General features: G+C 68.1%; 16 protein-coding genes, 5 tRNA genes and 1 pseudogene. 10 read left to right on the top strand and 12 right to left on the bottom strand.

The window, feature by feature from the left end:
- Window positions 1-77 precede the first annotated feature (77 nt).
- Window positions 78-281, bottom strand: coding sequence for a cold-shock protein (locus IEY79_RS32140; RefSeq protein ID WP_189111174.1), 204 nt, complete (start codon window positions 279-281; stop codon window positions 78-80).
- Between the two features lie 379 nt (window positions 282-660).
- On the bottom strand, window positions 661-996 hold the full coding sequence (locus tag IEY79_RS32135; RefSeq protein ID WP_189111173.1) for a MerR family transcriptional regulator: 336 nt from the start codon (window positions 994-996) through the stop codon (window positions 661-663).
- Window positions 997-1,820: 824 nt separating this feature from the next.
- Between IEY79_RS32135 and IEY79_RS32130 the strand changes: the two are divergent.
- A pseudogene (locus IEY79_RS32130) lies at window positions 1,821-2,441 on the top strand (tyrosine-type recombinase/integrase); the annotation flags it as partial.
- Window positions 2,442-2,521: 80 nt separating this feature from the next.
- On the opposite strand, the gene IEY79_RS32125 reads toward IEY79_RS32130, so the two are convergent.
- Both IEY79_RS32125 and IEY79_RS38110 read right to left on the bottom strand, forming a co-directional pair.
- Window positions 2,522-3,526, bottom strand: coding sequence for a 5'-methylthioadenosine/S-adenosylhomocysteine nucleosidase family protein (locus IEY79_RS32125; RefSeq protein ID WP_268240644.1), 1,005 nt, complete (start codon window positions 3,524-3,526; stop codon window positions 2,522-2,524).
- Window positions 3,527-3,560: 34 nt separating this feature from the next.
- Entirely contained in the window at window positions 3,561-3,983 is a 423-nt protein-coding gene (locus tag IEY79_RS38110) for a 5'-methylthioadenosine/S-adenosylhomocysteine nucleosidase family protein (RefSeq protein WP_189111171.1), read from the bottom strand.
- A 137-nt stretch (window positions 3,984-4,120) separates the two neighbouring features.
- Here IEY79_RS38110 and IEY79_RS32115 point away from each other — a divergent pair, with 137 nt between their 5' ends.
- Together IEY79_RS32115 and IEY79_RS32110 are read left to right on the top strand one after the other, a co-directional pair.
- Window positions 4,121-4,657 (top strand): hypothetical protein, encoded by a 537-nt coding sequence (locus IEY79_RS32115; RefSeq protein ID WP_189111170.1) that lies wholly within the window; start codon window positions 4,121-4,123, stop codon window positions 4,655-4,657.
- A gap of 302 nt (window positions 4,658-4,959) precedes the next feature.
- Window positions 4,960-5,583, top strand: coding sequence for a hypothetical protein (locus IEY79_RS32110; protein ID WP_229701304.1), 624 nt, complete (start codon window positions 4,960-4,962; stop codon window positions 5,581-5,583).
- Window positions 5,584-5,757: 174 nt separating this feature from the next.
- On the opposite strand, the gene IEY79_RS32105 is transcribed toward IEY79_RS32110, so the two are convergent.
- The 6 genes from IEY79_RS32105 to IEY79_RS32080 form a co-directional block, all read right to left on the bottom strand.
- Window positions 5,758-5,830 (bottom strand) — tRNA-Lys (locus IEY79_RS32105).
- A 155-nt stretch (window positions 5,831-5,985) separates the two neighbouring features.
- Window positions 5,986-8,190 carry a DEAD/DEAH box helicase gene (locus tag IEY79_RS32100; protein ID WP_189111169.1) on the bottom strand — a complete coding sequence of 735 codons (2,205 nt, stop codon included), beginning with the start codon at window positions 8,188-8,190 and terminating at the stop codon, window positions 5,986-5,988.
- A gap of 234 nt (window positions 8,191-8,424) precedes the next feature.
- Window positions 8,425-9,006 (bottom strand): hypothetical protein, encoded by a 582-nt coding sequence (locus IEY79_RS32095; RefSeq protein WP_189111168.1) that lies wholly within the window; start codon window positions 9,004-9,006, stop codon window positions 8,425-8,427.
- A 148-nt stretch (window positions 9,007-9,154) separates the two neighbouring features.
- Window positions 9,155-9,508, bottom strand: coding sequence for a fluoride efflux transporter CrcB (crcB, locus tag IEY79_RS32090; RefSeq protein ID WP_189111167.1), 354 nt, complete (start codon window positions 9,506-9,508; stop codon window positions 9,155-9,157).
- Window positions 9,505-10,038 (bottom strand): fluoride efflux transporter FluC, encoded by a 534-nt coding sequence (locus tag IEY79_RS32085; RefSeq protein ID WP_189111166.1) that lies wholly within the window; start codon window positions 10,036-10,038, stop codon window positions 9,505-9,507. The genes crcB and IEY79_RS32085 overlap by 4 nt, the downstream gene beginning before the upstream one ends.
- Window positions 10,035-10,412, bottom strand: a complete 378-nt coding sequence (locus IEY79_RS32080) for a metallopeptidase family protein (protein ID WP_189111165.1) — start codon at window positions 10,410-10,412, stop codon at window positions 10,035-10,037. The genes IEY79_RS32085 and IEY79_RS32080 overlap by 4 nt, the downstream gene beginning before the upstream one ends.
- 84 nt (window positions 10,413-10,496) lie before the next feature.
- Here IEY79_RS32080 and IEY79_RS32075 point away from each other — a divergent pair, with 84 nt between their 5' ends.
- From IEY79_RS32075 to IEY79_RS37675, 7 genes are all read left to right on the top strand, one after another.
- Window positions 10,497-12,134, top strand: a complete 1,638-nt coding sequence (locus IEY79_RS32075; protein ID WP_189111164.1) for a metallophosphoesterase family protein — start codon at window positions 10,497-10,499, stop codon at window positions 12,132-12,134.
- 80 nt (window positions 12,135-12,214) lie between these two features.
- Window positions 12,215-12,287 (top strand) — tRNA-Glu (locus tag IEY79_RS32070).
- Window positions 12,288-12,325: 38 nt separating this feature from the next.
- A tRNA-Asp gene (locus IEY79_RS32065) sits at window positions 12,326-12,400 on the top strand.
- Between the two features lie 22 nt (window positions 12,401-12,422).
- Window positions 12,423-12,496, top strand: a tRNA-Phe gene (locus tag IEY79_RS32060).
- A gap of 115 nt (window positions 12,497-12,611) precedes the next feature.
- Window positions 12,612-16,562, top strand: a complete 3,951-nt coding sequence (gene hrpA, locus IEY79_RS32055; RefSeq protein ID WP_189111163.1) for an ATP-dependent RNA helicase HrpA — start codon at window positions 12,612-12,614, stop codon at window positions 16,560-16,562.
- 103 nt (window positions 16,563-16,665) lie between these two features.
- Window positions 16,666-16,740 (top strand) — tRNA-Asp (locus tag IEY79_RS32050).
- Window positions 16,741-16,966: 226 nt separating this feature from the next.
- Window positions 16,967-17,185 (top strand): DUF6274 family protein, encoded by a 219-nt coding sequence (locus tag IEY79_RS37675; RefSeq protein ID WP_229701303.1) that lies wholly within the window; start codon window positions 16,967-16,969, stop codon window positions 17,183-17,185.
- Between the two features lie 392 nt (window positions 17,186-17,577).
- Here the strand turns inward: IEY79_RS37675 and bldC are convergent, their stop codons facing one another.
- Window positions 17,578-17,784, bottom strand: a complete 207-nt coding sequence (bldC, locus tag IEY79_RS32045) for a developmental transcriptional regulator BldC (RefSeq protein ID WP_003949541.1) — start codon at window positions 17,782-17,784, stop codon at window positions 17,578-17,580.
- Window positions 17,785-18,331: 547 nt separating this feature from the next.
- A complete protein-coding gene (locus IEY79_RS32040; RefSeq protein ID WP_189111162.1) occupies window positions 18,332-19,180 on the bottom strand; it encodes a DUF8083 family protein in 849 nt (282 codons plus the stop codon).
- Between the last annotated feature and the right edge of the window lie 33 nt (window positions 19,181-19,213).

The raw sequence follows: 19,213 nt of genomic DNA, 5'->3' as shown, positions 1-19,213 counted from the left end.
GGTGACACCGCTGTGGAAAATGCCCGTAGCTGGGGCCCACACCCCACGGGGTGTGGACCCCAGCTACGAAGTAAACGTCAGGCGGGAACGATGTTCTCAGCGGTCGGGCCCTTCTGGCCCGTCACGATGTCGAAGGTGACCTTCTGACCTTCGAGCAGCTCACGGAAGCCCTGAGCGGCGATGTTCGAGAAGTGGGCGAACACGTCACCGCCGCCACCGTCCTGCTCGATAAAGCCGAAACCCTTCGCCGCGTTGAACCACTTCACAGTACCTGACGCCATGCCATATCTCCTTTAAGGGCAGTACGCCGAAACCCGCAATGCGCGGATGCCGGGTCGCCGCGATGATGCCCCGCCCGGAGAACAACCGGAAATACAATGAAGCTTCCGTCGGCCGAAAATGCCCACGAGGAAGCTTGAAGTTTTGGGAACCACAACTGCAACTGAAATAGACAGTAGCATGAGGTAGCGACGCGCGTGCGGTGAATAACTTCACTCCGCTGATTGCCGTAAAAACACTCCCCGCACTGCGCGTTAAACCCTCATCTCGCGGTTATAGATATTGCCCCGCTCGGAGAGTAGCGTTTCAGGAAAAGCTGGCACTGTTCAGGCTCGGAGGGCACCCATAATCCGGTGGCACCGCCTCGCCAGCATCGACCCCTCAAGCGAGGGGCGGTCCCGCCGCTTTGGCGGCGTTGCGGTGTTCGGCGTTGATGCGCTGGGCTTCCTCGAGTTGGTCTTCGAGGATGACGATGCGGCAGGCGGCCTCGATGGGGGTGCCCTGGTCGACGAGCTCCCGGGCACGGGCGGCGATGCGCAGCTGGTAGCGGGAGTAGCGGCGGTGGCCGCCCTCGGAGCGCAGCGGGGTGATGAGGCGGGCTTCGCCGATGGCGCGGAGGAAGCCCTGGGTGGTGCCGAGCATTTCTGCGGCCCGTCCCATGGTGTAGGCGGGGTAGTCGTCGTCATCGAGCCGGCTGAACGAGTCGTCTGCTGTCATCTGCACCTCTCCGGAACGCGTGGAGGGGCCTTGGTGCCATATGGCACCAAGGCCCCGAAGGAACTGCTACACCATCTGCCGGCCCTGTTCTCGCGCCGGCCTTCTGTGTCCGTACGACCGTCCGGGAGAGGACGGGGAATACGGGGATCGCGGTTGCTTGACCGGAGACCACCTCACTATCGATGTCCTGCGGTACCCGAGCTCACTGTTTCCACCCGGGCGATCCTGATGGCGCTCGGCTCCTCCGTTCTTCCCTCTGGGATCAATCACTTACCTACTGCTGGTACTGCGCACTGCTCTGTACTACTGGTAATGCGAACTGCTGGTGACCTGAGTAAGCGCCACTCTCCGGCAGCCAGCCCCGTCGCCCGTCCTGCATCTGCTCTGGCTTAGAACCCCACTGCCGAACCTCCCGGCACGCGCGCCCGCAGCCGACGCCTTCACCGAGGTGCTGCTCAGTCACTTCACTGCTGGTACCGCACTTGCTTCCCTGCGGTACTGCTCGTGGCGGCCCCTGATCACTGCGGGCCACCCGGTCCGGCCGTCAGTCCCGTCACCGTCCTGCAATCGCTCTGGCTTCGGAACTCCACTGCCGTACCGTCCAGCGAACTGCAACTTCCGTACATCTGCCCGGCAGTTCGTCTCTGCCACGGCCCTGCTGTCTCTCTGAGCTACGAGAGAAACCATAACCACACCACCGCCCAATGTCTACTCCGGCCGACATAGATTTCTTTACGCGGATCAGGGAGATAGCCGGTCACGACCGCAGACGGGGCATCCCATGACCTCACTCCGGCCGGCGACACAGCCCTGGACCTGACCGCCCGGCACAGTTCGGCACGTTCCTGAACTCCGACGAATCCGATCGCCTCTACCGGTTCTTTCACCTCATCGGCACCCGCGGTCTCGGCCGGGGCGAGGCAGTCGGTCAAGGCTGGACCGACATCGACCTGGACGCCGGCCTCATCACGCCCGCCCGCGAGATCGTGGTCGACGGCTGGGATCCGTACGAGTCCGCTCCCAAGACCGACGGGAGTGCCAGCACCATCGCGTTGGACAGCGTCAACGTCGCCCTGTTGCGCGAGCAGCACGCGGCCATGCTGATCGCTCGGGAGGAGTGGGGCGACGCCTGGGTAGAGACCGGGAAGGTCTTCACGCGCGAGGACGGTTCTTGGCTGCACCCCGAGATGGTCTCCGATGCGTTCCGCCGCATCCTCGCTACCACTGACCTGCCACCGATCACCCTTCGGGACTTGCGGCATGTCGCGGCCACGCTCACGCGCGGCGGGGGCGGCGACCTCCACACGATCAAGGAGACCCTGCGCCACTCCACGATCACATTGACCTCGGACACGTACACGAGCCTGCTACCCGATGTCGACAAGGCTGCCGCTGAGGCAGCCGCGGCACTGGTTCCTCGTGCCAGTAGGCGGAACGCGGGTTGAACGGCGAACCTGCGTCCGAAATGACTCGCCATAGGTTCACTTTGGCGATCAACTGGCTGGTAGAAGGTCGCGCAATGGCCCTAACGGTGACGGCGAGGCGTACGGAAGGAGTAGATCAGTCGGGCTGCCAACTCCTCAGCGATTTGCACGCCGTGGCTGGCCACCACCGCTGCGGTGACCGCCTCTTCAGGTTCGGCCACGATAGGAGCGTCGCTCGTGCGGAGCCCTGCGGAATTGGGGTTGACCTCGCTAAGGCGCTCAACAGTTACCAGCCTGGTATTCTCGATGGTTGCCGCCGGGGCATATGACGGAGTAGCCGGTCCGTCAACAGATTCCAAAAGCGCGAGTAGAACCGTGATCCGTTCACGTGTGTGTTCCTCGTCGAGAACGTAAGTGAGGCCAGGATTCGGAAGGGGCTCCCAAGCACTGCGCTGACCAGATCTCGTGATGGCAAGACCGGCTGAGCGCCCCCTTGGATCAGTCACCGTGACCGCGATCATCTCAGCTGAGTCGTGCACTTCGACACGCTCAAGGTTGGTGAAGAAACCCCTCGAACGCCCCATGTCCACCAATTCACTGGCCAACTGCCGCATACGCGCCGCTGGCACGCGAACAGTCGACGGCACGGGCACAAGGTGGATTTCGAGCAGAGACGGTCCGTTGGTGTGAGGCCCTGTTGAAAAGAGGTCCTTGCGCCAAGACACGTCGACCGGCCGGTCCAGGGGATGCCAGATCAGCTCATCCACGGGCTGCACCGGCGCGCTCGGCAGCTTAGGACCAGAAGGAACATTCGGTGCGATTTGCGCAATGACTTCCGCCAGAAACAGCGCCGCGTTTCTGGCAGCGGATTCCTGCGTGCCGACGCCATCGGTGGTCTGCTTGGTCCCGTCCGCCCAATCGCTGATGCCTCGGACAAGCAGGTGAGGAACTGCTGCCTTGTGAGCAGCGCTCACGAAACCCGCGCCTTCCATATCCACCGCGACAGCATCGTTGTAGTTCTGATCCAAGAACAGCCGGGGCGAAGATCCTGCCGGTGAGTTGATTACCCTGTCGCCGGCCGCAATCGGCTTGAAGTGCACCTTGATGGCCCGTTCGCCTTCAGGTAGCTTCGCCCGCCAGTCAGTCAGTCACATTATCGGTATACATTGCCACTTGTTGCAGCAGATGCGTGGTCTCCCAACTGCGGGGTCGTACCTTGAAGCCCTCCGGGTCCTCTTTTCCGCCGTGGTAGGCATACACCTCCAGTGCTACGACCACATCGTTCGGGAAGACGTCGGGCTTGAGGGACCCTGCAATTCCCGCAAAGAAGGCCGCCTGCGGGCGGAAATGACTCACTGCCCGCTCGGTGATTGCCGCGGCGGAGTCGTTACCAGCGCCCGTAATGGCCAGATAGACCGTCCACGATGTGCCCCTAAGTCGCCCGCACGTGAACACGGTCCCGGCGTGATCAACTCTTTTGGGCTCCAGCAACAGACCGCGTACTGCCCTGTACTCCAGAGGCAACGCCGTCAGCACCAGGACCTCGTTCGTCGCCTCGCTCATGGCCGCCCCCTTGTCCTGCCTGCCCCCATGGTGCACGCTCACCACGAAGCTCACACCCCTCGCCTACCTACAGTAGATCCGATAGGCCACGGCGCACGTGGCCGTTGATGGCGTGTCGTGGAGACTCGGGGGAAGCTATGGCTGACAGCGACGATACGACCGAGCTCACACTCCTTCTCGCCGAGTATTCGCAGATCAAAGACGAGCAGCGAGCTCGTATCGGGTTCCGAGACAATCTGCTGTACGTCACCATCGGCGCGGTCACAGCTGTGACCGCTGTTGCCTTGCAGACCAGCCATCCTGACCTCGCGTTGGCTCTACCGGTGGTGTGCGTAGTGCTCGGATGGACCTATCTGGTCAACGACGAGAAGATCTCGGCCATCGGCCGCTACATCCGTACCGAACTCGCCTCACGGCTGTCGACGCTCAGCGGCCCGGCAGCAGCCTCTGCCTTCGGGTGGGAGACCTACCACCGCGGCGATTCCAGGCGGGCCTCGCGCAAGATCACTCAGGCCGTGGTCGACCTGACGGCGTTCGTCGCCGTCCCTTTTGCCGCCCTCACCGTCTTCTGGCTCTACGGGACGGCCAGCGCGCTGCTGATTTCTTCTTCCATTCTTGAAGCCGTAATGCTGGCTGTCCTAGGGGGGCAGTTCTTGTGGTACGCGGAGCGGTGATTGCCATCCTGGTGCCGCAACCTGAGTGGCTGCGATGAGCGCCCTCAAAAGCGCCGTGCGGAGAACCAAAAGCGCGTGAACCCTACATTCTTCTTATAACGCCTGGGTATTCGAGGCGCCGCGAAGGCAGGATTGCACAATGACCTTCACCGATCCCTCGGCAGGCGCCGTCGCGGCTTCCCTCGCTCAGCTCCGCGACTGGGGCACAGTTCTGGGACACCTACGACCCTGCTGCCCACGGACCTCGTCGAATGCCACGTTTCTACACTGCATGCCGCCATGAAAACTGGTGGGGAAGCACCGTGCAGTTGACGACTCTCTTCAACCTGGCGAAAGAGCACGGCATCCCCGTTGCATGGGTCACGCCGGCCGAGACGCTTCGGCGCCTGGCCTCGGCACCTGTCGGTCACGATGACAAGCTCGCCATCTTGACGGCCGATGAGGGCGACATACAAGGTCTATGTCGCCTCAAACTCGACGAGTGCACTGACGAGTGGCTCACTGGGGAGGTGGAAGCTGGCGAGAAGGCAGTCGCCGCCTGGGCAGACGGGCATCGTGAAGCCGCTGCCAGCCTCGCCGTAGCTGGTGTCGAGCAGATGCTCCACAACCTGACCCAGATCCCTCGCGGCAGGGGCGCGCACGGGAGGCTTCACCAAGCTGGAACGAAGGAGCCGAACAGCTACTTGCCCAAGTCCCAGTATGTACTGGCACCTCTCAACGCCTTCTACACCCAGTACGAGCCGTCCAAAGGCGATCCGCTACCCGAAACGCTCTCCCGCCATGCCGTGGTTCACCACCTGCCCTTGTCTCACATGACCCCAGGGCACTGCATCATCGCCGTCATGCTCTTGGTCTCGATCATCCGCGAGAGTCAGGAACACTACGACGGGATTCGGGACGACCTCCTCATGCAGGCCAGCGACTGAACAAAGCTGGAGCGCTGGGGGCCGTTGGCAGGCCGTCCATGGCACTTGATGCTGAACCACCCGCTCACGCATCGCTCACGCACGAGCCAGAAAACGTCGAAGCGCCTCGACCGGAGGAAGCCGATCGAGGCGCTAAGTAGCAGGTCAGAGGGGGTTTCCCCTCGTTCCCGGCGGTAGGCCGTGTGGGACTCGAACCCACAACCAACGGATTAAAAGTCCGCTGCTCTGCCAATTGAGCTAACGGCCCCTGACGAGTCATCCACGAGCATAGCCCGCCCGGGGCGTCCGGCCGATCGGGTATCCCCCGGTGGCGGCGAAGACCACGGGGCGGGGCCCGCACCGCAGCCGGTTTCGGTGCGGTACGGGCCCCGTCGGGTGTGGGCTCAGGCCGGTGGCCTGTGGTCAGCCGTTGCGCTTCCAGCGCGGCTTGTCGTCGCGGCGGCCGAACGAGCCCGTGCTCGTGCCGGTGCCGGTCGTGCCTCCGCGGTGGTCGTCGCGGCGGCCCGACGGGCGGTCGTGGCCGCCCGAGCGGAAGCTGCCCGAGGGGCGGTCGTCGCGGCGGTCGCGGTTGAACGGGCGGTCACCGGTGGGACGGTGCTCGCGACGCTCGAACGGGCGGGCGCCCTCGCGGCGGTCGCCGCCCGAGGGACGGTCGTCACGGCGCTGGAAGCCGCCACTCGCCGGACGGTCGTCACGACGCTGGTAGCCACCACCGGCCGGACGGTCGTCACGACGCGGGTAACCGCCACCCGCCGGACGGTCGTCGCGGCGCTGGAAACCACCGCGGTCGTCACGGCGGTCGTCACGGCGCTGGAAACCGCCACGGTCGCCGCCGCGGTCACCGCCCCGCTCGCCGCCGCGGTCGTCACGACGGCCGTAGCTGCCACGGTCGTCACGGCGCTGGAAGCCGCCACGGTCGCCGCCGCCGCCGTCGCGCGGCGTGTAGCCCTTCGCGCCGCCACGGCCGCTGCGCTCACCGCGGTCGTCCCGGCGCGCGTAGTTGCCGCGGTCGTCGCGGGACGTCTGGGCCGGTACGGACGCGGCCGCCGTCGCTGCCTCGATGGCCGCCACGGCCTCGGCCGCGACCTCCGCCACCGCCGCCTCCGGGTCGTCCCCACGCTCGCGCGCGGCACGCGCGACGAGGCGGTCGGCCTCCTCGCGCAGCTCGCCTGCGCGGCGCTGGAGGCGCTCCAGCTCCTTGGTCAGGTCGGCGACCTCGCGCTCCGCCTGCTTGGCGGAGTTGTTCGCGGAGTCGGCCTGGACCTCGGTCAGCGAACGGGCGCCGGTGATCTCGGCGACCTCCGGCTCGAAGGCGCCGGCCCCGGCGACCATGTGACGCGCGGCGTCGACGCCCGCGTCCTCCATCAGCCGGAAGATCTGGCGGCGCTGGTGCGGCAGGGCCAGCGAGACGACGACGCCGGACTTGCCGGCCCGCGCCGTACGGCCCGAGCGGTGCAGATAGTCCTTGTGGTCACCGGCCGGGTCCACGTTCAGGACCAGGTCGATGCCGTCGACGTGGATACCGCGGGCGGCCACGTCGGTCGCGACCAGCGCGTTGACGTGACCCTCCTTGAAGTCCGCCAGCGTCCGGGTGCGCGCACCCTGCGTCATGCCGCCGTGCAGCGCGTCGGCCTTCACGCCCGAGTCGCGCAGCTGCTCGGCGATACGGTCGGCGCCCAGCTGCGTACGGACGAAGATGATCGTGCGGCCCTTGCGCGCCGCGATCGCCGCCGTGACCGGCGCCTTGTCCTTGGGCTTCACGACGAGCACGTGGTGGCTCATGGTCGTGACGTTGCCCTGCGCGCTGTCGACCTCGTGGTGCACGGGGTTCTTCAGGTAGCGCTTGACCAGCGTGCTGATCTCGTTCTCCATCGTGGCGGAGAAGAGCATCCGCTGGCCGCCGCTCGGCACCAGGTCGAGCAGCTCGGTGACCTCGGGCAGGAAGCCCAGGTCGGACATCTGGTCGGCCTCGTCGAGGATCGCGATCTGTACGTTCTCCAGCGAGCACGCGCCGCGGTTGATGATGTCGCGCAGCCGGCCCGGGGTGGCGACGAGGACGTCGACACCGCGCTCCAGCGCGTAGATCTGGTTGCCCATCGACGTACCGCCGCAGACGACCTTCATCTTCAGGCCGAGCACGTCGCCGTACGGCTGGAGGGCGTCGGCGACCTGCATCGCCAGCTCGCGGGTCGGGGTCAGGATGACGCCGCGGGGCTTCTTCTTCTCGGTGTGGCCCTCGGCGAGGGTGGCCAGCAGCGGCAGACCGAACGCGAGGGTCTTGCCGGAGCCGGTACGGCCGCGGCCCAGGATGTCCTTGCCGGCCAGGGCGTCCGGGATGGTCGCGGCCTGGATCGGGAAGGGGGCGATAACGCCGTTCTGGGTGAGCTTGCGGACGATTCCTTCGGGCAACCCCAGGTCGCCGAAGGTGATTTCGGGGGTCTTCGGCGTCGCGGGGGCCTCGGCCGCGTCGGCGGCCTCGGTCGTCTCCACGGCGTCCGCCGTGATGCTCTCGGCCGAGTCGGCCACGTTGGCCGAGTCGTGGGAGTCGATCGGCTCGTTGGAGTCGTTCTCGGGCATGACGGCGTGGTCAGTACTGGAAATGGACATGCGAAATGCGAAACCTTCCGGAGTCTCGGCACGCGCCCAAACTCCGTGATTCGCAATTCGACCGCCTCAATGCGGTCAGCCACGGCAAGGGAGAGTACGCGCCACGCGGCGCTCTTCTGTGTCGGCGCCAGGCAATGATCAAACGATCTACTACCATACGCACCGCTCCCCCTCCCTGGCAAACCGCTTCCACGCGATCCGCCTCACACCCGCCGTCCGCCCGGGCCCCGCGCCTCACACCGGCCCCAACTGCGGGGACGCCGCGGGCTCCTTCCGCATCCCGGCCCCGTTGCCCGGCCCTAGCGCGTTCACCCGTACGTCCGCGGCCGGCGAGGCCGACGGCACGTCCGGCGGGCCGCTCGGCTCGGGCCCCGGCGGTGGCTCCGCCGGAGGGTTCGGCTCGGACGGCTCGGACGGCGGCAGCGGGGTCCGGGTCGGCTGTTCCGCGGGCGGTACGTCCCCGCCCGGCGGCCTGGGCGCGGGAGGCAGCGGCTTGCCGTCCGGGCCCTTGGACGGCTTCGTGGACGGGTCGCCCGAGGCCTTCGGATCGCCCGGCTTCCCCTTCTCGCCGTGCTCGCCGGTCCGCTCGGCGCCCTTCGGCCCCGCGCCGCTGGGGCCGCCGGCCGGTACGCCCGCGCCGGCGTCCGCCGTCGTACCGCCGTCCTCCTCGGCGGCGGCCCCGGACCGCTCGGCCGATCGCGAGGGGGCCGGCTTCCCTTCGTCGTCGCCGACGCTCATGCAGCCGGTGGAGGTGGCGACGGCCAGCGAGGTGATGATCCAGACAGTGAAACGGCCGGGGGCGGACAACTGGCGCACGCGGGGCACCTCCGGGGCGTGAAACGGCTCGCCCGCCGAAGGAAGCCCGACGGCAGGGAGAGGATTGCCCTGCCCAACTTCCTTTTCCCCACAAGGGACACGCCCGCCACGCGCCGAAGGCGCAGCGGCCGCCCCGTGCGGCCCGGCCTCAGAGCGCCCCCAGCTCCCACCCCGCCCACACCGCGCCGAGCCCCACCAGCACCGACGCGGTCGCATACGCGCCGGCCACCAGCGCCGCCCCGCGCTCGGCCAGCCGCAGCGTCTCGTACGAGAACGTCGAGTACGTCGTGAGCGCCCCGCACAGCCCCGTACCGAGGAGCGCGTACGTCGCGGACGACACGGCCGCCCCGGCCAGCACACCCAGCACCAGGCTCCCCGCCACGTTCACGGCGAACGTCCCCCAGGGGAAGAGGGTTTGATGCCGCGCCTGCACCGTACGGTCCGTCAGATAGCGCAGCGGCGCCCCGACCGCGCCTCCCACGACCACGAGCAGCCAGTTCACGGCGCCGCCACCCGCCCCACCGCGCGGCGCGTGAGCGTCGCCGCCAGCCATACCGCCGCCATCGCGCCCACGAGCGTCACCGCCGCGTACCCCAGCGCCGCCGGAGCCTCGCCGTGCCGCACCAGCCGCAGGAAGTCCAGCGTGTACGTCGAGAACGTGGTGAAACCTCCCAGCACTCCCACCCCGAGGAACGGCCGCACCAGCGGATGGACCGACCAGCCGCCCTCGGCGACCAGCACCATCAGGACGCCGATCAGCCCGCACCCCAGCACATTCACCACGAATGTCGTCCAGGGGAACGCTCCGTCGGCCGTGGGCCACAGCCGTTCGGCGCCGTACCGCGCCGTCGCGCCCGCCGCACCGCCCGCCGAGATGACGGCCAGCACGTGCCACAGCCGGTGCCCGGCCGCTTCGGCGCGCTGACCGGGTTCCCGCAGATCGACATCGGGGTCGACGGGCTCCGCGCCGGAGCCGGTGGAGCCCGCGGACCCGGCAGACCCCGCGGGCCCGTCCTCGGGACCCGGACTCACCCGTACCCCAGCTCGTGCAGCCGGTCGTCGTCGATCCCGAAGTGGTGCGCGATCTCGTGCACCACCGTGATCTCCGTCTCGGCCACCACGTCCTCGCGCGTCTCGCACATCCGCAGCGTCGGCCCCCGGTAGATCGTGATCCGGTCCGGCAGCACGCCCGCGTACCACTCGCCGCGATCGGTCAGCGGAGTCCCCTCGTAGAGCCCGAGCAGATCGGGGTCGAACTCCTCCCCCGAGTCCTTCGCGGCCGCGGGGTCGGGTTCGTCCTCCACGAATACCGCGACGTTGTCCATCAGCCGCATGAGCTCCGGCGGGATCCTGTCGAGCGCCTCGGCCACCAGTTCCTCGAACTCCTCGCGCGTCATCTCCAGCACCCCGCCATTGTCACGCAGGTCACCAAGATCGGGGCAAGGCGGCGCCCACGCATGATCGCGGGTGCCCCTGGGCATACGCGCCCAATGGCCCGCGACGTACGCCGTGTCCCGATCCGTACCGCGATCACAACGATCGGCCGGATCCGGCGGCACTACCGGTCCCGCGGCGACGGACCCACCAGCGCCCTCGTCAGCTCACCCCACCCCTACACCCGCGCGCTCGGGCTCATCGCCGTCGTCCTGCTCGGCGCCTGGCTCGGGCTTTTGATCGTCGGCAGTGTGCGTACGCCGGTGGGCCCCATGGACACCAAGATGACCCTGCGCCCTTCCCTGACCGGCGGCACGAAGATCAACGTCTCGCCGCTGGGCGCGCTGGAACTCGACTCCCACACGGCCCCCATCCGCCTCGACGTCGATGTCGACCAGCTCGACCCGGTCCGCTCGCAGGCCCTCGTCGAGCACCCCGAACGCCTCGCCGGTCTCCAGGAGGAGGTCGCGAGCGACGTCTCGGCCGGCACGACTGAGCTGGCCGTACGGTCCTGTGTGGCGGTCGTCTCGGGCGCCACCGCCCTCGGTCTGGCCGTCTACCGCCGCCCCCGACGCGCGCTGGCCGCCGGCGGGCTCGCGCTCGTACTGCTGAGCGCGGCCGGCGTCAGCGCCTTCGCGACCTGGAACCCGAAGTCCGTGCTGGAGCCCCGCTTCTCCGGGCTGCTCTCCTCGGCCCCGCAGGTCGTCGGCAGCGCGCGCTCGATCGTCACCGAATTCGACGTCTACCAGAAGGAGTTGGCGCGGCTGGTCACCAACGTGACCAAGCTGTACGACGCGACGTCGACCCTGCCGTCGTACCAGCCGGACCCGGGCACCCTGCGGGTCCTCCAGGTGTCCGACATCCATCTCAACCCGGCCGCCTGGCACATCATCGGCTCGCTGGTGGAGCAGTACCGGATCGACCTGATCATCGACTCGGGCGACACCATGGACCACGGCTCGGCCGCCGAGAACAGCTTCCTCGACCCGATCCCCGATCTGGGCGCCCCGTACGTCTGGGTGCGCGGCAACCACGACTCGGCCGAAACCCAGAAGTATCTGGAAGGCCTGAAGAACGTCCATGTCCTCGACCACGGCCGCGCCGTCACCGTCGCCGGGATCCGGGTGGCGGGCACGGGCGACCCGCAGTTCACCCCCGACCGCTCACTCGCCAACGCCGGTGATCCGGCGGAGGAGATGGCGGGCATCCGGCTGGCGTCGGCCATCCGCGACCAGGAGCGGGCGGGCACCCCGGTGGACATCGCCGTCGCGCACAACCCGATCGCGGCCAGGGAGACCGACGGCACGGTGCCGCTCGTGCTGGCCGGCCATGTGCACCGCCGCGACACCGAGATCATGCCGCTCGGTACGCGGCTGAAGATCGAGGGCTCGGCGGGCGGCGGCGGACTGCGCGCGGTCCAGAACGACCAGCCGGAGAAGGTCCGGGCCTCGCTGCTCTATCTGGACAGCACGACGAAGCGGCTCCAGGCGTGGGACGAGATCACGCTGGGCGGACTGGGGCTGACGACGGCGGAGGTCAGCCGCCATCTGCCGAAGGAGGCCGGCGTACCGGGGACGGACCCGTCACCGTCGCCGTCCGCGTCACCGTCGGGAACACCGTCCGGATCGGCTTCCGCAGGGCCCTCCGGCGCCCGCTCCCCCGCCACCCCGACGGGCCCGCCCCCCGCCCGGTAAACCGTTTTGGCGATAGCTCCCCGCATCCCATATGCTTCTCACGTCCCCGACGCGCTACCAAGCGCCCAGGCGGGCCCTTAGCCCTCATCGTCTAGTGGCCCAGGACGCCGCCCTTTCAAGGCGGTAGCACGGGTTCGAATCCCGTTGGGGGCACGCAACACCGTGTGCGAGACTCGTCTCGCACATTGCTTGGTCCTGTGGAGCAGTTTGGAGTGCTCGCCACCCTGTCAAGGTGGAGGCCGCGGGTTCAAATCCCGTCAGGACCGCTGTGGCTCGCGAGAGCCGCGTGGCTGGGTAGCTCAGTTGGTACGAGCGATCGCCTGAAAAGCGATAGGTCGCCGGTTCGATCCCGGCCCCAGCCACTCCTCTTCTTCAGTGCAGATGCCCCTGCCGAGAGCTTCGGTAGGGGCTTCCGTGTACCCGCCCCGCGAAATGGGTTCGCCACTCGCCCGGCCCGGGTGAGATCCTGGGTTCGGTATGTCTACTTCCCTCGCCGACCTTCAGTCCCTGCTGGCCGAGGTGTCGCTGCGCGACTCGCAGCGCCTCGGCCGCCGTCTCGAAGGCGTCCGGCGCATTCGTAAGCCCGAAGCCCGGCAGGCCGTCCTCGACGAGATCGCGGCCGAGGCCGGCAGGTCCGCCGAGCGCGTGCGCGCCCGCGCGGCCCGGATGCCGGCGATCACGTACCCCGAGCAACTGCCCGTCAGCCAGAAGAAGGACGTGATCCTTGAGGCGATACGCGACCACCAGGTCGTGATCGTCGCCGGTGAGACCGGGTCGGGCAAGACCACCCAGATCCCCAAGATGTGCATGGAGCTCGGCCGGGGCGTCCGGGGCATGATCGGTCACACCCAGCCCCGCCGGATCGCCGCCCGCACCGTCGCCGAGCGCGTCGCCGACGAGCTGGGGACCCCGCTCGGCGAGGCCGTGGGATGGAAGGTCCGCTTCACCGACCAGGTGAACCAGGACTCGACGTTCGTCAAGATCATGACGGACGGCATCCTGCTCGCCGAGATCCAGTCGGACCGCGACCTGCGCGCGTACGACACGATCATCATCGACGAGGCCCACGAGCGCAGTCTCAACATCGACTTCCTGCTCGGCTATCTCGCCCAGCTCCTCCCCAGGCGCCCGGATCTCAAGCTGGTCATCACCTCGGCGACGATCGACCCCGAGCGGTTCTCCCGCCACTTCGGCGACGCGCCGATCGTGGAGGTCTCGGGCCGTACGTTCCCGGTCGAGGTCCGCTACCGGCCGCTCCTGGAAGAGAACGGCGAAGAGGGCGACCGCGACCAGATCACCGCGATCTGCGACGCCGTCGACGAGCTCCAGTCGGAGGGCCCCGGCGACGTCCTGGTCTTCCTCTCCGGCGAGCGGGAGATCCGCGACACCGCCGACGCGCTCGACAAGCGGAGGCTCCGGCACACCGAGGTGCTGCCCCTGTACGCGCGCCTCTCGCACGCCGAGCAGCACCGCGTCTTCCAGAGACCCGGGGGCGGCGCGACCCGCAGGATCGTCCTGGCGACGAACGTGGCGGAGACCTCGCTGACCGTGCCGGGCATCAAGTACGTGATCGACCCCGGCACCGCCCGTATCTCCCGCTACTCCCACCGCACCAAGGTCCAGCGCCTGCCGATCGAGCGGATCTCGCAGGCCAGTGCCAACCAGCGCAAGGGCCGCTGCGGCCGTACGTCCGACGGCATCTGCATCCGGCTCTTCTCCGAGGACGACTTCGACTCACGGCCCGAGTTCACGGACGCCGAGATCCTCCGTACGAATCTGGCGTCGGTCATCCTGCAGATGACGTCGGCCGGCCTGGGCGAGATCGAGAAGTTCCCCTTCATCGACCCGCCGGACCACCGCAACATCCGCGACGGTGTCCAACTCCTCCAAGAGCTGGGCGCCTTCGACGCCTCGCAGAGGGATCCGCGCAAGCAGCTCACCCAGCTCGGCCGCAAGCTCTCGCAGCTGCCCGTCGACCCCCGCCTCGCGCGCATGGTCATCGAGGCCGAGCGCAACGGCTGCGTACGCGAGGTCATGGTGATCGCCGCCGCGCTCTCCATCCAGGACCCGCGCGAGCGCCCGTCGGAGAAGCAGACCCAGGCCGACCAGCAGCACGCCCGCTTCCGGGACGAGACCTCCGACTTCCTGGCCTTCCTGAATCTGTGGCGCTACATCCGCGAGCAGCAGAAGGCCCGCGGCTCCTCGGCCTTCCGCCGGATGTGCAAGGCCGAGTATCTGAACTTCCTGCGGATCCGCGAGTGGCAGGACATCTACTCCCAACTGCGCACGGTCGCGAAGCAGATGGGCATCAAGTTCGACGAGGGCGACGACAGCGCCCCCGCGCCGGACCAGTCGGTGCACATCTCGCTGCTGGCCGGGCTGCTGTCGCACATCGGGCTCAAGGACGTGAAGGACGGCGCGAAGAACGAGTACGTGGGCGCGCGCAACGCGAAGTTCGCGGTCTTCCCCGGCTCGGCCCTCTTCAAGAAGCCGCCGCGCGTCATCATGTCCGCGGAGCTGGTGGAGACGTCACGGCTGTGGGCGCGAGTCAACGCGAAGATCGATCCCGACTGGATCGAGCCGCTGGCCCAGCATCTGATCAAACGCACGTACAGCGAGCCGCACTGGGAGAAGGACCAGGCGGCCGTGATGGCGTACGAGAAGGTGACGCTGTACGGCGTACCGATCGTCGAGCGGCGCAAGGTGAACTTCGGCCGGATCGACGCCGATGCCTCGCGCGACCTGTTCATCCGCAACGCGCTCGTCGAGGGCGACTGGCGGACGCACCATCAGTTTTTCCATGACAATCGCAAACTTCTGGGCGAGGTCGAGGAGTTGGAGCACCGCGCCCGGCGCCGCGACATCCTCGTGGACGACGAGACGCTCTTCGACTTCTACGACGAGCGGGTGCCCGACCATGTGGTCTCCGGCGCGCACTTCGACTCGTGGTGGAAGCACAAGCGCAAGGAGGAGCCCGAACTCCTCGACTTCGAGCGCTCGATGCTCATCAACGAGGCGGCGGGCGCCGTCACCAAGGACGACTATCCGGACTCTTGGCGGCAGGGCAGGCTCAAGTTCCGGGTGACGTACCAGTTCGAGCCGGGGGCCGACGCGGACGGTGTGACCGTCCACGTACCGCTCCAGGTGCTCAACCAGATCACCTCCGAGGGCTTCGACTGGCAGATCCCGGGGCTGCGCGAGGAGGTGGTGGTGGAGCTGATCCGCTCCCTGCCGAAGCCGATCCGCCGCCACTACGTCCCGGCGCCGAACTACGCGAAGAAGTTCCTGGAGCGGGCGGTGCCTCTTCAGGAAGCGCTTCCCGTGACGCTGGCGCGTGAGCTCCAGCGGATGGTCGGTGTGCCCGTCACGGCCGACGATTTCGATCCGGGCCGGGTGCCGGACCACCTCAAGATCACCTTCCGGATCGTCGACGAGCGGCGCCGCAAGATCGCCGAGGACAAGGACCTGGAGGCGCTGCGGATCGCCCTCAAGCCGAAGGCCCGCAAGGCGATCTCCCAGGCCGCCGCGGCGGTGGCGGGGCCCACGGGCGAGTCCGTCGAACGCTCGGGCCTCACCGACTGGACGATCGGCACGCTGTCGCGCACCTTCGAGACCCGGCGGGCGGGGCAGCCGGTCAAGGCGTATCCGGCACTGGTCGACCAGGGCGCGACCGTGGCCGTACGGCTCTACGACACCGAGGCCGAGCAGCAACAGGCCATGTGGCAGGGGACGCGCCGGCTGATCATGCTCAACATCCCGGTCAGCCCGGCCAAGTTCGCGTCCGACACGCTCACCAACAAGCAGAAGCTGGCCCTGTCCCGTAACCCGCACGGCTCGATCCAGGCACTCTTCGAGGACTGCGCCACCGCCGCGGCGGACCGGCTGATCGCCGAGCACGGAGGGCCCGCGTGGGACGAGGAGTCGTACCGGAAGCTGTACGACAGGGTCCGGGCCGACCTGGTCGACCTGACCGTACGCACGATCGGCCAGGCCGAGCAGATCCTGGCGGCCTGGCAGGCCTGTGAGCGGCGGCTGAAGACCACGAACAGCCTGGTCCTGATCAACAACGTCCAGGACGTGAAGGACCAGCTGGCGGAGCTGATGCCGGCGGGCTTCGTGACGCGTACGGGGCTGCGCAGACTGCCCGACCTGATGCGCTACCTGGTCGCGGCGGACCGCAGGCTCCAGCAGATGCCGACGAACGTCCAGCGCGACACCACGCGTATGGAGAAGGTCCACGAGATGCGGGACGAGTACGCCTGGCTGCTCGAACAGCTCCCGCGGGGACGGCCGGTGCCCCAGCAGGTCCTGGACATCCGCTGGATGATCGAGGAGCTGCGGGTGAGCTACTTCGCCCACGCCCTGGGCACGGCGCAGCCGGTGTCGGACAAGCGGATCGTGAAGGCGATCGACGCGGCGGTGCCGTAGCCGCCGGGGGCCGGCTGATCCGGTTCGACCGCACCCTCCGAGCTGCTGTACAGTCTCATTTCGCAGCCGCCGGTAGGAACAGCGCACCGGAGCTGCGAATTCTGGTCCTGTGGAGCAGTTTGGAGTGCTCGCCACCCTGTCAAGGTGGAGGCCGCGGGTTCAAATCCCGTCAGGACCGCGTTGCGGTACATATGGAGCCCGCACCCTTCTGGGTGCGGGCTCCACTGCTGCGTCCGGCCGCAGACGCGGCGGGCCCGAGGCCGCGCCCCGCAGCGGACCGCGTTGTACGACACGGAGCCCGCACCCTCCTCGGACGCGGGCTCCGCTGCCGCGTCGTGGGTTGACGCGTCCCCCTGGCGCCGGTAAGTCATCTGCAGGGGCCCTTTATCCGGGGGGTGGCGCGCATGGGGACATCGGCGGCCAGACACGAGACTCGCGCGCTCCTGCGTGCCCATCTGGCGGCCGCTACGGGCTATCGGCATGTCATGCGCCACTGCGCGGTCTGTCATCGCCTCCAGCGGCTCGCCATGGAGCCCGCCGCAGCCGCTCTCGCGGACGGCGAGGCCACAACCAACAGCTCCGCTCCGAACCGCACACCAGAAGCGGACAGCGACCCTCATTAGGTGCTATGAGCGGAGTTGGCAAGGGGCTTGTACTGTGACGGGTGTCACCGCTCATGTTTGCGGAACGGCTCCACTTACCCCCCACCTACAAACCGCGAATTTGATATGTGCAATTGCATGCTCCCGCAAGCGCTTCCCCTCAGCCCCTCCCCAGCCCCAACTCCCGCCCCCACCAAGCAAAAAGATCGCGCTGGACTCGGCGGAGTCCAGCGCGATCAAAGCGACTTGCCCCGTGATGCGGGGGCGTGGGCCCTGTTGGGGCAGGTGCCCGTCGTGTGGAGCGTTGCGAAGCTATGTGGATCAATGTGGAGCTATGGAGCGGGACGACCGGATTGGGGACCCGGGTGTCCGGTTGGGGTTGGTTGGTTGTCAGCTGTGCCCTGGCGAGACGTTCAGGCCTCGCTGCGCTGCTGCGGAATACCCGCGAGCAGTGCGCGGACCTCTGCCTCGCGGTACCGGCGATGCCCACCGAGCGTGCGGATGGACGTGAGCTTGCCGGCCTTTGCCCAGCGTGTGACCGTCTTCGGGTCCACACGGAACATCGTGGCAACCTCAGCCGGGGTCAGCAGCGGCTCGGCATCAGGGGTGCGAGCGGTCATGAGCGGCCTCCTCGGGAGAACCGAACCATCTCGGTTCTTTCCTCTAAATTCTGCACCTTGACCCACGTTGCCCGAAATGGCGGACGCGGGCCGAGTCGGTTATAGGACGAACGGCTTGTCCTCGGCACTACAACTACACCATCTGTCCAGCCTCGTCGGCCAAACCGATGGAATTGCCCTCTCAGGTGTTCATCAACGACGGAAGCCGATGGACCATGCCATAGCGGACAGTTACGTCGCAGTGACGATCAGTCACAGGAGCAATCAGGCGTCACGAGACCCCCGATAGAGCGCAATGCAGAGCAATCCGCCCTTACTTGGACGGAAGGAGCCCCCTCCGGACTCCTTGTCCTATTTTGACACGAGGGTGGGTGATGGGCGCAAGAGCCCAGTAAGTGCGCTCCGTCACGCTTGAGCGTAAAGAATCCGTATCGGGGCCTAAGTCCCATGGGGCCGGGACGCATGGCACCACGCCCGCCGGCCGACCGGCACCGCCCGTCGGCGCCCCCCGCCGTACGCGCTCCCGCCGGGCCCCCCGGATCCGCCCTCAGTTGGCGAACTGACGGTCCCTGACCGCCCGCCAGCGCTCCGCCAGCCGTTCGTACGCCTCGCCCGCCGCCTCGCCGTCCCCGGCCCGCAGCGCCGCGATCCCGGCCGCCACGTCCGCCGCCGACCGGTCGTCGGCGAGCTGCGGCCCGGTCAGGGCGTGCACCAGCCCGCCGTAGTCGAGCTCGACCAGCGAGCGGGGGTGGAACTCCTCCAGCCACCGTCCGACATCTATGAGGCCCTCGATGAGCGGCCCCTCGTCGACCGACTCCCGCAGGGCCTTCAGCGCGCGGGCCAGCCTCCGCCGCGCCTGCACCATCGGGGTCCGGTAGCGCAGGGCGGGCGCCGTGGGGCCCGACTCCTCGTACGCCCGGTACTCGCGCTCGTCGTCGGCGAAGAGCGTGAACCAGCGCACCGGCACCTGCCAGACCGCCGTCCTGATCCACGGCCGGGCGTCCGGATTGCGCCCGCGCCACTGCTCGAAGTCGGCGGCGGCCTGCTCACGCACCACCGACGGCAGCACCGCGTCCAGCAGCGGCTTCGGCAGGGACTCGCTCAGCGACTCCAGGGCCAGCCAGCCGCGCAGCCGGGTGCGCCACGGGCAGACGCACACCACGCCGTCCACCTCCGTCACGAACGCGTCGGCGCTCTCGTGCACCGGCACCGGGACGGGCGGCGTGGGCAGCAAGTCCGCCAGGGAGCGCCGGAGTTCGTCCTGCGCGGTCGGCGTGCGCTCCCGGGCGGCGTAACGCGCCCAGTGGCTTCTCTCCGGCTCCGGAAAGGCCGCCAGAGGCTCGTACACGCGCAGGTAGGAGGCGTAGGGGACGAGGAGTGAAGACACCGCTGGCATGGGGCGAATCGTCCCATGCCCCTACCCCCCGAG

It is taken from the genome of Streptomyces camponoticapitis (genome assembly GCF_014646115.1).
Lineage (GTDB): Bacteria > Actinomycetota > Actinomycetes > Streptomycetales > Streptomycetaceae > Streptomyces > Streptomyces camponoticapitis.
Note: the sequence above shows the minus strand (reverse complement) of the source record. Positions and strands in the feature narration are given on the sequence as shown.